Below are 14,034 nucleotides of genomic sequence, written 5' to 3' on the forward strand. Positions count from 1 at the left end.
TTGCTCTGTCTTTCATTTTGAAAATAATTGCCAAAAGAAGTCGATGATGTATGTCAAACCGTAAGTATAGATGACAAGCGTGATGGGTTTGCACAAGACAATAATAATCATATATTTCTTAAAAGTCATTTTCGTAAGAGCAGCCAGCATACAGAGGAAGTCTGCTGGACTGATAGGCCAAATCATCATAAAGATGAAAAAACGTTCAAAACGATTGTCCTCGTCCAGCCAACCGATATACCTGTCGTAGGTGTGTTTGCTGACGACCGATTGGACAAAAGCAGAACCGTAGGTACGCGCTAGGTAAAAAATAATAGCACAGCCGATGACGATACCGACATAATTATAAATGGTTCCAATGATATGACCATAAATAAAAACACCAGCAACCGAAGTCAAAGCTCCAGGAATAATAGGAACAACTGTCTGTAGGATTTGCAGGAAAATAAAAAGTGGCGGTCCCCAAAATCCAGCCTGCTTAATAAAGGCGGACAGGGTTTCTTTAGATTGTAAAATGCCAGTATAATAGGCCCAGATACAGAAAATTACTGTTCCAACTGCTCCAACAATAGAAGCCCAGTTGATAAATTTTTGTAAAAGAGGGGAGACGGCAGTCATTTTCTTACTCGTATTTGCCATAAGTTCCTCCGTGTTAAATTCTCTATTCTTACTATAACATTTTTAAACATTTTTTGGCAAATTGTATATAAAATCGATGAAAAGATCTAGGGTGCGAAAACTTTCTTTTTATGTTAAAATAGGTAGAAGTATAATGTTTGGAGAGAAATGTGGCAATTGAAAACTACATGCCTGATTTTGCGATTGAGGCAGTTTATGATTTGACAGTTGAAAGTTTAAAAAAACACGGTATCAAGGCTGTTTTGGTGGATTTAGATAATACTCTTATCGCATGGAACAATCCCGATGGAACACCAGAAATGAAGCAGTGGCTTCACGATGTGCGAGATGCAGGGATTCGAATTATTGTGGTATCTAATAATACCAAAAAACGAGTGAAGCGAGCAGTTGAAAAATTTGGAATTGATTATGTTTGTTGGTCCATGAAACCATTCACTTGGGGGATTAATCGTGCGTTAAAGGAATTCCGTTTTGAGAAAAACGAAGTGGTCATGGTGGGCGATCAGCTTATGACGGATATTCGAGCTGCTCATAGAGCCGGAATTCGTTCGATTTTAGTCAAGCCGCTGGTTGAGCATGATTCAATAAAAACTCAGATTAATCGGGCGCGTGAGCGGAGAGTTTTGAAAAAAATCACTAAAAAATATGGAATGATTGAATACAAAAAAGGAATTTAAACATGGAAGACATTTTCTGTATTGGGTGTGGAGCATCGATTCAGACAAAATATAAGGACAAGTTAGGTTATACTCCTCAGTCTGCTTTGGAAAAGGGAATGGAGACAGGCGAACTGTATTGCCAGCGCTGTTTTCGTCTCCGTCACTACAACGAAATTACTGATGTGCAGCTGACAGATGATGATTTTCTTCGGCTTCTCCACGAAGTGGGTGACAGTAATGCTCTCGTAGTCAATGTCGTAGATATTTTTGATTTTAATGGTTCGGTCATTCCAGGTTTACCACGCTTTGTGGCTGGTAATGATGTGCTGTTAGTTGGGAATAAAAAAGATATTCTTCCCAAGTCTGTTAAGACTAGCAAAGTGACCCAATGGTTGACAGAGAGGGCTCACGAGGAAGGTCTGCGTCCTGTTGATGTGGTTCTGATTTCAGCTCAAAACAAGCAAGCCATTAAAGAACTAATTGAAAAGATTGAGCAATATCGGAAAGGCCGAGATGTCTATGTGGTCGGTGTAACTAATGTTGGTAAGTCAACGCTAATCAATGCTATTATTCAGGAAATTACTGGGGATAAGGACATTATCACCACTTCCCGTTTTCCTGGCACTACTTTGGATAAGATTGAGATTCCTCTGGTTGATGGTAGTCATATCTACGACACACCTGGAATTATCCACCGCTACCAAATGGCTCATTATTTATCTGCTAAAAATCTCAAATATGTCAGCCCGAAAAAGGAAATCAAGCCCAAAACTTACCAACTCAATCCTGAACAAACCCTCTTTTTAGGAGGCTTGGGACGCTTTGATTTTGTGTCGGGTAACAAACAAGGTTTTACTGCTTATTTTGACAATGAACTAAAGCTGCATCGCACCAAGCTTGCAGGAGCGGGAGAATTTTATGAAAAGCATGTTGGTTCTTTGCTAACACCGCCCTCTAAAAAAGAAGTGGCAGATTTTCCGCAGCTAGTCAAGCATGAGTTGAAAATTGAAACCAAAACAGATGTAGTCTTTTCAGGTTTGGGCTGGATTCGTGTGATAGGACCAGCACAGATTGCAGTTTGGGCGCCAGAGGAAGTAGCAGTGGTGACCCGCAAAGCCATTATCTAAGAAGAAATGGCTGTTAGAAAAATAAAGAGAAGACAAACGAAATAAGAAACAAAAGAGGAATCTATGTCATTAACATCCAAACAACGAGCTTTTTTAAATAGTCAAGCTCACAGTCTCAAACCCATTATTCAGATTGGCAAAAACGGCCTCAACGACCAGATTAAAACAAGTGTCCGTCAAGCTCTAGATGCTAGAGAATTGATTAAAGTGACTCTTCTGCAAAATACAGATGAGAACATTCATGAAGTAGCAGAAATTCTCGAAGAAGAAATCGGGGTGGACACTGTTCAAAAAATTGGTCGTATTTTGATTTTGTACAAGCAGTCTAGCAAAAAGGAAAAACGCAAAATTTCAGTAAAGGTAAAAGAAATTTAGAGGAAGTAGCCTATGGCAATTGAATTACTGACTCCTTTCACCAAGGTGAAGTTGGAACCAGAAGTAAAAGCAAAAAAAAGAAAGCAAGTTGGGATTTTAGGTGGAAACTTCAATCCAGTCCATAATGCTCATTTGGTCGTAGCTGATCAAGTTCGTCAGCAGCTATGTTTAGATCAGGTCTTGCTCATGCCTGAGTATGAGCCGCCCCATGTTGATAAGAAAACAACGATTGATGAGAAGCACCGATTGAAAATGCTGGAGTTGGCAATTGAAGGCATCAAAGGTTTAGGAATTGAAACCATTGAACTTGAGAGAAAAGGTATTAGTTATACCTATGATACGATGAAGCTCTTGACAGAGAAACATCCAGATACAGATTATTATTTCATTATCGGAGCGGACATGGTAGATTATCTTCCTAAATGGTATCGGATTGATGAATTGGTTGATTTGGTTCAATTTGTCGGTGTTCAACGCCCTAGGTATAAAGCAGGAACGTCCTATCCAGTTATTTGGGTAGATGTGCCGCTCATGGATATTTCTTCTAGCATGGTTCGGGACTTTCTGGCTCAAGGACGAACACCAAATTTTCTCTTACCTAAGCTAGTTTTAAACTATATCGAGAAAGAAGGTCTTTACAATAATGGGATATGAAAGCTACGTGGGAATTACTCGTGATCAGCTTTTAGTCAAAATGCAGCAACTGTTACCAGAAAAACGTTTTAAACATTGTCTGGGAGTGGAACAAGCAGCGATTGACTTGGCAGAGCGTTTTGGTGTAGATGTGGAAAAAGCTGGTTTAGCAGGGCTACTTCATGATTATGCAAAAAAGCTTTCTGACGAAGAATTTCTGGCGTTGATTGATAAGTATGATCTGGATCCAAAGCTGAAAGATTGGGGAAATAATGTTTGGCATGGCATGGTCGGCATTTACAAAATTCAAGAAGATTTAGGATTGAGTGATCCAGAAATTCTACGAGCTATTGAGATTCATACCGTAGGTTCTGCCCAAATGTCCGATTTAGATAAGGTGGTCTACGTAGCAGACTATATTGAGCCTAATCGGAACTTTCCAGGAGTGGAGCGGGCGCGTGAGATTGCTCACGTTTCGCTCAACCAAGCTGTGGCTTATGAAACAGCGCGTACAGTGGAATATCTGGCTCATCAGGGCTTGCCGATCTATCCCCAAACTTTGGAGACCTATAATGCACATGTGTACTATTTGAAAGAGGATTAAATGAAAGAAAAAGAATTATTGGAAATTGTTGTAAAAGCAGCAGATGAAAAACGAGCGGAAGATATCACCGTACTAGATTTGCAGGGATTGACGACGATGACTGATTATTTTGTCATTGCTAGCTCTATGAATAGTCGTCAACTAGAAGCTATTGCAGAAAATATCCGTGAGAAAGTCACAGAAGTAGGGCTGTCAGCTAGTCATGTAGAAGGGGATGCTGCTGGAGGCTGGGTGCTTCTAGACTTAGGTGGTGTGGTCGTTCATATCTTTTCCGAGGAAATGCGGAGTCACTACAATCTTGAAAAACTCTGGTATGAAGCGGTCGGTATTGATGTAACACCATTACTTGAGAAACAAACCTTGTAATTAAAAATATCAATGAAGGGTTGAGGACGTTGTCCCAGCCCTTTTCAACGAGGAGAAAGGAAAGTACCTGTTTTTGGTACTGTTAGGTAAGATGACAACTTATGAAACGTTTGCATCAGTCTATGATGCTATCATGGATGACTCCCTTTATGATAAATGGACTGACTTTTCGCTCCGCCATTTTTCAAAAGATAAGAAAAAACTGCTAGAATTAGCTTGTGGAACGGGTATTCAGTCAGTGCGTTTTGCCAAAGCTGGCTTTGATGTGACAGGACTTGATTTGAGTGAGGATATGCTTGAAATCGCAAGAAAACGGGCTAAAGAAGCAGGCGAAGCTATCGAGTTCAAACAAGGCAATATGCTTGATTTGTCGCAAGCAGGAAAATACGATTTGGTGACTTGTTACTCAGATTCTATCTGTTATATGGCTGATGAAGTTGAGGTTGGTGATGTCTTTCAACAAGTTTACGACTGTTTGAATGAGGACGGAGTATTCATCTTTGACGTGCACTCAACTTACCAAACTGATACCGTTTTTCCTGGTTATTCTTACCATGAAAATGCAGAAGAATTTGCCATGGTTTGGGATACCTATGCTGATGAGGCACCGCATTCTGTTGTGCACGAATTGACTTTCTTCTTACAAGATGAGGACGGACGCTTCACACGCTACGATGAAGTTCATGAAGAACGCACTTATGATATTTTGACCTATGATATTTTGTTAGAGCAAGCAGGTTTTAAAAATATCAAGGTATATGCAGATTTTGAAGACGAAGCGCCAATAGAAACAAGCAAGCGTTGGTTTTTTGCAGCGGAGAAATGAGATGACAGTAACAGGTATTATTGCTGAATTTAATCCTTTTCATAATGGGCATAAGTATTTGCTGTCACAGGCTGATGGTGTGAAGGTTGTTGCTATGTCAGGTAATTTTGTCCAACGTGGTGAGCCTGCAATTGTGGATAAGTGGACACGCGCGGAAATGGCTCTGCGAAATGGCGCTGATTTGGTGGTTGAATTGCCATTTTTGGTGGCTGTTCAGTCAGCGGATTACTTTGCACAAGGTGCGGTGGACATTTTAGAGCGTCTAGGTGTGGATAAGTTGGCTTTTGGGACGGAAGAAAATCTGGATTATCAGCACTTTTCACAGATTTATGGGGATAACCAACAGAACATGGTGGACTACTTGCAAAGTTTGCCAGCTGATTTGTCATATCCACAGAAAACGCAGGAAATGTGGGAGAGATTTGCTGGTGTGCACTTCACTGGTGATACGCCAAACCACATTTTAGGGCTTTCTTATGCCAAAGCTTGCGCTGGAAAAGACATTCAATTGACACCAATCATACGTCAGGGAGCAGGCTACCATTCGCAGGAAGAAAATGAAAAATATGCTTCGGCTACTGCTCTGAGAAAGCGAATGAATTGTTCAGGTTTTCTAGCAAAATTCACCCCAGATCATGAACTTCTGATTCGGTCTCCTAAAGTAACCTGGTCAGCACTCTATCCTTTTTTGCGTTATCAGATGATTAGTCATCCTGATCTGCCTACTTTTTATCAGGTTAATCAGGAACTTGCGGTGCGCTTGCGGGAAGCAGCAAAAACCAGTTATACCACAGAAGAGTTGGTTGAACAAGTGGCTACCAAGCGATATACGAAAGCACGAATCAGACGGATTTTGACCTATATTTTGGTTGGTGCAAGAGATGAGCTTTTGCCTAGTGGGATTCACGTATTAGGTTTTACTCAAGCAGGTCAAGAACATCTTAAAAAGATGAAAAGGGAAATCGAAGTCATCAGCCGCATTGGTCAAGAGCCATGGGATTCCTTAACGCAGCAAGCTGATCGTATTTACCAACTAGGAAATGTAAAGCTAGAGGAACAGAATTTTGGAAGAATCCCGATTATGGTAGATTGATGAAAAATTGTTTTATAAACCAGCATCTTGTCACTAATTTGCTAGTGAAATTCAGGTTGACTTGTGTTATAATAAAAAAGATTGAAAAAGTGAAAATCTAAAGGAGAATATCCAATGGGACGTAAATGGGCCAATATCGTGGCAAAGAAAACAGCAAAAGATGGAGCAAACTCAAAAGTTTATGCTAAATTTGGTGTTGAAATCTATGTAGCAGCTAAAAAAGGAGAACCAGATCCAGAATCAAATTCAGCTTTGAAATTTGTTATTGAACGTGCTAAACAAGCGCAAGTGCCGAAGCATGTTATTGACAAAGCGTTAGATAAGGCAAAAGGAAATACAGACGAAACCTTTACTGAAGGACGTTATGAGGGCTTTGGTCCAAATGGTTCAATGCTTATTGTGGATACACTAACTTCAAATGTCAATCGTACTGCAGCAAATGTTCGTTCTGCCTTTGGTAAAAATGGTGGAAACATGGGAGCGAGTGGCTCAGTGTCTTATATGTTTGATAATAAAGGTGTGATTGTATTCACAGGAGACGATGCGGACAGTGTGTTTGAACAACTGCTAGAAGCTGATGTTGATGTGGATGATGTAGAAGTAGAAGACGGTACTATCACCGTTTATACAGCACCAACAGATTTGCACAAAGCCTTGACTGCTCTCCGCGAATCTGGTGTGGAGGAATTCCAAGTTACCGAATTGGAAATGATTCCGCAATCTGATGTGACCTTGTCAGGTGAAGACTTAGAAACATTTGAAAAATTGTATGCTGTGTTAGAAGATGACGAAGATGTCCAAAAGATTTATACAAATGTAGAAGGATTTTAATAGTGAAGAAAGAGGTGCTTAGATACTCTTCTGAGCTTAAAAAGCAAATGAAGAGTCCGACAGCTACTGCGTCAAGAGTTTTTTACTAATACAGATTGAGACTGAGATAATTTTGTCCCAGTCTCTTTTTTTGTTACTTACTAATCTCTCAGTGTTTTTTAAGAAATTTAGTTATAAGACCGTAAGTATGTTGAGCTAGTATCTTCTTTACTTTGATAGAGTAGACATGAAGTTTGGTAGAAAAGGTGGCTAGCTAATAATATGTAGTTGAAGAGTGAGGTTGGTTTCCAAGACTGCTTGTTGTAGCTTAGTTTATTCTAAAAATTCAAATAAGGAGCGTAAAAAGCAGACAAATCAGTGATAAACTATAAGTTGAGAGAAGTAAACTATTGGTCGATTGAGTTTGTAAGAAAAGGTGCTACAATATAATTAGCAAATGGAGGGAGGAAAAATCTGATGAAAAAACAAACACTAGGTATGATGATTTCATCATTAAGGAAAGCAAAAGGGATGACACAATTAGAACTGGCTGAAAAGATGGGGGTCACTGATAAGGCTGTTTCAAAATGGGAAAGAGATTTATCCTATCCAGATATTAATACCATTCCTAAATTAGCAGACCTGTTTGATACATCGGTAGATGAGCTGATGCAAGGACAGACAGTGATGAAAGAAAACAAGAAAAATAGAAAATCTGATATTGTTGACACCGTGTTGAGAGGACTTGGAGTAGCATGGGGATTGTTGTAGTGGTTTTATCTGCTTTAGGAAAAGTGGACACTAAGGCTGCACTGACAATGCTTAGACTTGGTTTAGCCAGTCTTTCAATCTCCTCACTAAAGGATAAAAACGAATGAGAATAATTGTTAAAGGCGTTGGTGAAATAACTATCGCCTTTTCTGGGAAGTTTTCATATTCAGGTCATCTAGAGATTTTACATGTGGTTATATTACAATGGTAATAAGATTCTCGCAAGCGTCTGGGAACAGGGAAAAAGGGGAGGGGAAAATGGACGCTTTTAAGCATATCAATCCTAAGTTTTTAGTATGGTACAGAATTATTCGGGTGCACAATTTGTCAAAGACCTTGTAGCTAGATTATCGTGGTAATCATTTTCATATTGGTGAGCCAACAGTCGCTTTGGTTGTTATCATTTATGGAATTATTGCGCAGTACGGTCTATCTGGTCTGACAGTGGCTACTTTCTTAGCTGGTCTAATGCTCGTCGGCATGGGTTTGCTACATTTCAGTGACTTGTTCAAATATATTCCTAAGACCATCACTGTTGGCTTTACCCTTGGAATTGACGTTGGAATTATCGCTGGACAAATCAAGGACTTCTTTTGTCTGAACAAGGTAAAAATGTCTTAATTCTTCGTATGCGCAGTGTTTCTGTAATGGATATTTCGGGATTGGATGTTCTTAAAGAGATCCTTGGCAAATGTCAACGAACAACCTTACCATGTCATGGAAAAAGCAAGCTTTATTGATAAGAGTTGGTGCAGACAACTTTTGTGCTAATATTGATGTCGCTTTAACACGCGTAGCTAGTTTAGAAAAGTAATTGAGTGTTTCCACTATTCGTCAAATGTATCAATGTTTGGTAAAAATCTGATTTCGTTTAGCTCTACTTGATAAAGAAAATCTATCACTTGGATAAAAATCAAATAATAGTCAAGAAGAAAAATATTTGATATGATAGGATTTATCTTAATGAAAGAGGGTATTGTAAGAATATGAAAAAAGTATTGAAATACTTTTCTTTAGCAGCTCTTGGACTTTTAACAGCAGGAATGTTAGTAGCCTGCTCTACTTCAAAGTCACCTACTTCATCTGGGAAAACAGAAGTCAAAGTTGCAACGAATGCTTCACCAAAGCCATTTAACTATGAAGAAAATGGGAAACTAACCGGCTATGAGATTGAAGTTATTCGTGCCATTTTTAAAGGTTCTAATAAATACAAGGTCAAATTTGAAACGACAGAGTGGTCTGGTATTTTCGCTGGTCTAGATAGCGATCGCTACCAAATGGCAGTGAATAATATCAGCTATACAAAAGAGCGTGCAGGGAAATACTTGTATGCAGCTCCGACTGCTAAAAATCCAAATGTTTTAGTTGTGAAAAAAGGTGAAAAAAGTATTCAATCACTGGATGACATTGGTGGCAAAACAACAGAAGTAGTACAGGGAACAACGACTGCTGCACAATTAGAAAAATACAATCAAGCACATGCTAACAATCCAACGAAAATTAGCTATACAAAAGCGGATTTTCAACAAATTATGAACCATTTAAACGATGGAAAGTTTGATTATAAGATTTTTGATAAAATCGGTGTTGAAACAGTTATTAAAAATCAGAAACTGGATCACCTAAAAGTGATTGATTTACCAAGCAATCAACAACCTTATGTTTATCCACTTTTAGCAAAGGGGCAAGATGAATTGAAAACATTTGTCAATAAGCGCATTCAGGACTTGTACAAAGATGGGACTCTGGAAAAATTATCTCAAAAATTCTTTGGTGGTAGTTACTTGCCAGCACAAGCAGATGTGAAATAAGAAACTTAAAACCAGCTAGATGCTAAATGTCAGCTGGTTTTTTAATAAATTTAGTTATAGCTTAAAACTATAACCCTTGTTATGAAATAACAATTTGTCAATCAGATAAATATGTGCGATACTATTTTCATAAGATTTTTAAAGGAGAATGAAAATGAAATTGAAAAAATGGTTTGGAATAACAGCTCTAGCAGCGACAGCAGTAATTGGTTTAGCAGCTTGTGGTTCGGGAAATAAAAATACTGATGCCAAGACAGTTAAAATTGGTGTGATGACAAAAAGTGATTCGGAAGAAAAACGTTGGAACAAGATTCAAGAGTTGTTGAAAAAAGATAACATCAAGTTGCAATTTACAGAATTTACGGATTACTCTCAGCCGAATAAAGCAGTTGCTGATGGTGAAGTGGATATCAATGCTTTCCAACACTACTATTTTTTGAACAACTGGAATAAGGAAAACAAGCAAAACTTAGTCGCAGCAGCTGAAACTTATATTGCCCCAATTCGCCTCTATTCTGGTATAAAAAATGGGAAAAATAAATATACGAAGGTAAGTCAAATTCCAAATGGTGCAGAAATCGCAGTTCCAAATGATGCAACAAATGAAAGTCGAGCACTCAATCTATTGCAATCTGCAGGTCTGATTAAATTAGACAAATCTGGGAATGAATTGGCAACTGTGGCAAATATCAAAGAAAATCCAAAGAAATTGAAAATTACAGAATTGGATGCCAGTCAAACAGCACGTTCATTGACATCTGTAGATGCAGCTGTTGTCAATAATACTTTTGTTACTGAAGCAAAAATTGATTTTAAAAAAGCTCTGTTTGTTGAACCAAAAGATAAAAACTCAAAACAATGGTTTAATATCATTGCAGCTAAAAAAGATTGGGAAAAATCTCCAAAAGCAGATGCCATTAAGAAAATTATCAAAGCCTATCATACAGATGAAGTCAAAAAAGTAGTTGACGAAACATCAGATGGTCTAGATCAACCAGTTTGGTAAGATTCACCCTATTTATCTGTATTTCAGTTTGACAAAACTCAGTTGGAATTGCCGACTGAGTTTTGTCGCCATAACTATGAGGAAAAAAGATGACATTTTCAAGTGAAGAAGAACAAATTAAAAGATTTGACGAGGATATGGTGGCACAAGACTATATTGCCGTTTTACGGGCGTTGATTGCTAAAAAATCAATCTTTGCCCAACAGGTTGGTCTACAAGAAGTTGCTGCTTATCTAAAAGAAATCTTTATCAAAGCCGGTGCAGAGGTGGAATTAGATGAAAGCTATACAGCGCCATTTGTGATAGCAAAATTTAAAAGTCAGAATCCAACAGCTAAGACAATTATTTTTTACAACCATTATGATACAGTTCCGGCAGATAGTGATCAAATTTGGACAGATAATCCGTTCACTCTATCTATTCGGGATGGTGGCATGTATGGTCGTGGAGTCGATGATGACAAAGGGCATATTATTGCACGTTTGACGGCTGTTCAAAAATACCTACAAACGCATGATGACTTGCCTGTTACTGTCATTTTTATCATGGAAGGTGCGGAGGAATCAGCTTCAGTTGATTTGGAGAAATATCTAGAGAAACACAAATCTCTTCTACATGGAGCAGACCTGTTGGTTTGGGAACAAGGCATTAAAAATTCTTTAGGTCAACTTGAAATTTCTGGTGGAAATAAGGGAATTGTCACATTTGATATCAAGGTTAAAAGTGCAGAAGTGGACATTCACTCCAGTTTTGGTGGCGTGATTGATTCAGCTTCTTGGTACTTGATTAATGCCCTTACCAGTTTGAGAAATAAGGATGGACGCATTAAAGTAGAGGGACTTTATGAACAAGTAATGACACCCAATCAACGAGAATTGGCTTTGGTGGAGAGATACGCTCAGCGCAGTCCAGAAGAAGTAGAAGCCATTTACGGTTTGAAATTACCTTTATTACAAACGGAGAAAAAAGATTTTTTAAATCGAATCTTCTTTGAACCCTCTTTTAATATTGAAGGAATTACTTCTGGTTACCAAGGACAAGGGGTCAAGACAATCCTTCCTGCAGAGGCCTCAGCAAAAGTAGAAGTTCGTTTAGTTCCAGGACTAGAACCTCATAGAGTATTAGAATTAATCCGAGAACAACTCGATAAAAATGGTTTTGATAAGGTAGAATTAGTCTATACTTTGGGCGAAATGAGTTATCGTAGTGATATGAGCGCGCCACCAATTTTAAAGGTTATTGAACTGGCTAAGAAATTTTATCCAGAAGGTGTTTCTGTTTTGCCTACAACCGCAGGAACTGGTCCCATGCATACAGTATTTGAAGCTCTTGAAGTACCGATGGTCGCTTTTGGACTTGGTAATGCAAATAGTCGAGACCATGGTGGTGATGAGAATGTACGCATTGCAGATTATTACACCCATATTGAATTAGTAGAGGAGCTGATTGTAAGTTATGAGTAAAGAAATGATTCAGTTAGAGCACATTGATGTAACTTTTCAACAAAAGAAACGTCAGATTCAAGCAGTTAAAGATGTGACACTTCATATTCAAGAAGGAGATATTTATGGAATTGTTGGCTATTCTGGGGCTGGAAAATCAACCTTGGTGCGTGTTATTAACCTACTGCAAGTTCCAACGAATGGGAAAATTATTGTAGATGGGAATGTTCTTTTTGACAATAAAGTAACTCTGACAGCAGAACAACTGCGTCGTAAACGTCAAGATATTGGCATGATTTTCCAACATTTTAATTTGATGAGTCAATTAACAGCGGAAGAAAATGTTGCGTTTGCGTTGAAACATTCTAGTTTGTCAAAAGAAGAGAAGAAAGAGAAAGTACACACGTTGTTGGAGCTCGTTGGCTTAGCAGATCGCGCTGAAAATTATCCCTCTCAGCTTTCTGGAGGGCAAAAACAACGGGTTGCAATTGCACGTGCTCTTGCCAATGATCCCAAAATCTTAATTTCGGATGAATCAACCTCTGCACTTGATCCCAAAACGACCAAACAAATCTTAGCATTGTTACAAGATTTGAATCAAAAGCTAGGATTAACGATTGTTTTGATTACTCATGAAATGCAAATTATCAAAGATATCGCTAATCGTGTTGCTGTTATGCAAGATGGTCAATTGATTGAAGAAGGATCTGTCTTGGATATTTTTTCTAACCCTCAGCAAGACTTAACCAAAGATTTTATCTCGACTGCAACAGGAATTGATGACGCTATGGATAAGATTGAACAGCAAGAGATTGTAAAGTATTTAGCTTCAAATAGCCTTTTGGTGCAAATGAAATACGCGGGAACCTCTACAGATGAACCCTTGCTGAATGAGATTTACAAACATCATCAAGTTACTGCCAACATACTTTATGGAAATATTGAAATTTTAGGTGGAACGCCTGTTGGAGAGCTGGTTGTTGTTTTATCTGGTGAAAAGAAAAATCTAGTAACAGCTAAAACAGCTATTCGTGAAGCTGGTGTTCAATTAACGGTATTGAAGGGAGAAGCATAAATGGAAAACTTTATTCAAACATACTTGCCGAATGTTTATCGAATGGGGTGGAGTGGTCAAGCTGGCTGGGGAACAGCTATTTACTTGACATTATATATGACGGTCACTTCTTTTATTATTGGTGGATTATTAGGGTTAATTGCTGGGCTTTTTCTTGTTTTGACTGCTCCGGGAGGAGTCTTGGAAAATAAAGTAGTTTTTTGGGTTTTAGATAAAATCACGTCAATCTTTCGCGCAATTCCATTTATTATTTTGTTAGCCGTACTTTCTCCGTTTTCTCATTTGATTGTAGGAACTAGCATTGGACCAAATGCAGCTATTGTACCTCTTTCATTTGCAGTGTTTGCTTTCTTTGCTCGCCAAGTTCAGGTTGTTCTCGCCGAATTAGATGCTGGCATGATTGAAGCTGCTCAAGCTAGTGGAGCGACTTTCAGTGACCTAGTTGGGGTCTATCTGAGTGAAGGTTTGCCTGATTTGATTCGTGTGACGACTGTGACTCTCATTTCACTCGTAGGTGAAACTGCGATGGCCGGCGCTGTCGGAGCCGGCGGGATTGGCAATGTTGCTATTGCTTATGGTTTCAATCGTTATAATAATGATGTCACTATTTTAGCAACAGTGATTATCATTATTCTTATCTTTACTATCCAGTTTGCTGGTGATTTTCTGACTAGAAAGTTAAGTCATAAATAGACAACTAAATATGATTGTTAAAGATAAACAATAAATATATGAAGAAATGATATAAAAATTCTATGATAATAGGCACTACACCCTCAAAATGAGACATAAGAAAA

At 38.4% G+C, this 14,034-nt stretch carries 17 protein-coding genes and 2 pseudogenes; 18 read left to right on the forward strand and 1 reads right to left on the reverse strand.

What is annotated here, in order from left to right; all coding sequences use genetic code 11:
* Window positions 1-12: 12 nt before the first annotated feature.
* Window positions 13-639, reverse strand: coding sequence for a TVP38/TMEM64 family protein (locus HMPREF2542_RS02520; protein WP_003070495.1), 627 nt, complete (start codon window positions 637-639; stop codon window positions 13-15).
* 149 nt (window positions 640-788) lie between these two features.
* Here HMPREF2542_RS02520 and HMPREF2542_RS02525 point away from each other — a divergent pair, with 149 nt between their 5' ends.
* The 18 genes and pseudogenes from HMPREF2542_RS02525 (at window position 789) to HMPREF2542_RS02600 (ending at window position 13,930) form a co-directional block, all read left to right on the forward strand.
* Window positions 789-1,316 (forward strand): YqeG family HAD IIIA-type phosphatase, encoded by a 528-nt coding sequence (locus HMPREF2542_RS02525; RefSeq protein ID WP_006270212.1) that lies wholly within the window; start codon window positions 789-791, stop codon window positions 1,314-1,316.
* Window positions 1,317-1,318: 2 nt separating this feature from the next.
* On the forward strand, window positions 1,319-2,425 hold the full coding sequence (gene yqeH / locus HMPREF2542_RS02530; protein ID WP_070484270.1) for a ribosome biogenesis GTPase YqeH: 1,107 nt from the start codon (window positions 1,319-1,321) through the stop codon (window positions 2,423-2,425).
* A 63-nt stretch (window positions 2,426-2,488) separates the two neighbouring features.
* Window positions 2,489-2,800 (forward strand): ribosome assembly RNA-binding protein YhbY, encoded by a 312-nt coding sequence (gene yhbY, locus HMPREF2542_RS02535; protein ID WP_006270302.1) that lies wholly within the window; start codon window positions 2,489-2,491, stop codon window positions 2,798-2,800.
* Window positions 2,801-2,812: 12 nt separating this feature from the next.
* Window positions 2,813-3,454 carry a nicotinate-nucleotide adenylyltransferase gene (locus HMPREF2542_RS02540; protein ID WP_020998008.1) on the forward strand — a complete coding sequence of 214 codons (642 nt, stop codon included), beginning with the start codon at window positions 2,813-2,815 and terminating at the stop codon, window positions 3,452-3,454.
* On the forward strand, window positions 3,444-4,037 hold the full coding sequence (gene yqeK / locus HMPREF2542_RS02545) for a bis(5'-nucleosyl)-tetraphosphatase (symmetrical) YqeK (RefSeq protein ID WP_070484273.1): 594 nt from the start codon (window positions 3,444-3,446) through the stop codon (window positions 4,035-4,037). Before HMPREF2542_RS02540 ends, yqeK begins: the two co-directional genes overlap by 11 nt.
* Window positions 4,038-4,403 (forward strand): ribosome silencing factor, encoded by a 366-nt coding sequence (gene rsfS, locus HMPREF2542_RS02550; protein ID WP_003070487.1) that lies wholly within the window; start codon window positions 4,038-4,040, stop codon window positions 4,401-4,403.
* Window positions 4,404-4,494: 91 nt separating this feature from the next.
* On the forward strand, window positions 4,495-5,229 hold the full coding sequence (locus HMPREF2542_RS02555; RefSeq protein WP_070484276.1) for a class I SAM-dependent DNA methyltransferase: 735 nt from the start codon (window positions 4,495-4,497) through the stop codon (window positions 5,227-5,229).
* Window position 5,230: 1 nt separating this feature from the next.
* Window positions 5,231-6,322 (forward strand): nucleotidyltransferase, encoded by a 1,092-nt coding sequence (locus HMPREF2542_RS02560; protein ID WP_070484279.1) that lies wholly within the window; start codon window positions 5,231-5,233, stop codon window positions 6,320-6,322.
* Between the two features lie 114 nt (window positions 6,323-6,436).
* On the forward strand, window positions 6,437-7,153 hold the full coding sequence (locus HMPREF2542_RS02565) for a YebC/PmpR family DNA-binding transcriptional regulator (protein WP_048784779.1): 717 nt from the start codon (window positions 6,437-6,439) through the stop codon (window positions 7,151-7,153).
* A 456-nt stretch (window positions 7,154-7,609) separates the two neighbouring features.
* Window positions 7,610-8,010, forward strand: a pseudogene (locus HMPREF2542_RS02570) (helix-turn-helix domain-containing protein).
* A gap of 151 nt (window positions 8,011-8,161) precedes the next feature.
* A pseudogene (locus tag HMPREF2542_RS02575) lies at window positions 8,162-8,506 on the forward strand (SulP family inorganic anion transporter); the annotation flags it as partial.
* A gap of 26 nt (window positions 8,507-8,532) precedes the next feature.
* On the forward strand, window positions 8,533-8,643 hold the full coding sequence (locus HMPREF2542_RS10270) for an STAS domain-containing protein (RefSeq protein ID WP_119056564.1): 111 nt from the start codon (window positions 8,533-8,535) through the stop codon (window positions 8,641-8,643).
* A complete protein-coding gene (locus HMPREF2542_RS10080; RefSeq protein ID WP_261674374.1) occupies window positions 8,595-8,717 on the forward strand; it encodes a hypothetical protein in 123 nt (40 codons plus the stop codon). The genes HMPREF2542_RS10270 and HMPREF2542_RS10080 overlap by 49 nt, the downstream gene beginning before the upstream one ends.
* Before the next feature lie 172 nt (window positions 8,718-8,889).
* Complete coding sequence (locus HMPREF2542_RS02580; protein ID WP_058669803.1) at window positions 8,890-9,714, forward strand: amino acid ABC transporter substrate-binding protein; 825 nt, start codon at window positions 8,890-8,892, stop codon at window positions 9,712-9,714.
* 154 nt (window positions 9,715-9,868) lie between these two features.
* Window positions 9,869-10,720: a MetQ/NlpA family ABC transporter substrate-binding protein gene (locus tag HMPREF2542_RS02585; protein ID WP_058669802.1), complete on the forward strand. Its 852-nt coding sequence runs from the start codon at window positions 9,869-9,871 to the stop codon at window positions 10,718-10,720.
* An 89-nt stretch (window positions 10,721-10,809) separates the two neighbouring features.
* On the forward strand, window positions 10,810-12,183 hold the full coding sequence (locus HMPREF2542_RS02590) for a M20/M25/M40 family metallo-hydrolase (RefSeq protein ID WP_058669801.1): 1,374 nt from the start codon (window positions 10,810-10,812) through the stop codon (window positions 12,181-12,183).
* On the forward strand, window positions 12,176-13,237 hold the full coding sequence (locus HMPREF2542_RS02595; protein ID WP_058669800.1) for a methionine ABC transporter ATP-binding protein: 1,062 nt from the start codon (window positions 12,176-12,178) through the stop codon (window positions 13,235-13,237). Before HMPREF2542_RS02590 ends, HMPREF2542_RS02595 begins: the two co-directional genes overlap by 8 nt.
* A complete protein-coding gene (locus HMPREF2542_RS02600; protein ID WP_058669799.1) occupies window positions 13,238-13,930 on the forward strand; it encodes a methionine ABC transporter permease in 693 nt (230 codons plus the stop codon).
* The last annotated feature ends 104 nt before the right edge of the window (window positions 13,931-14,034 follow it).

It is taken from the genome of Streptococcus sp. HMSC034B05, assembly GCF_001809055.1.
Taxonomy (GTDB): domain Bacteria; phylum Bacillota; class Bacilli; order Lactobacillales; family Streptococcaceae; genus Streptococcus; species Streptococcus constellatus.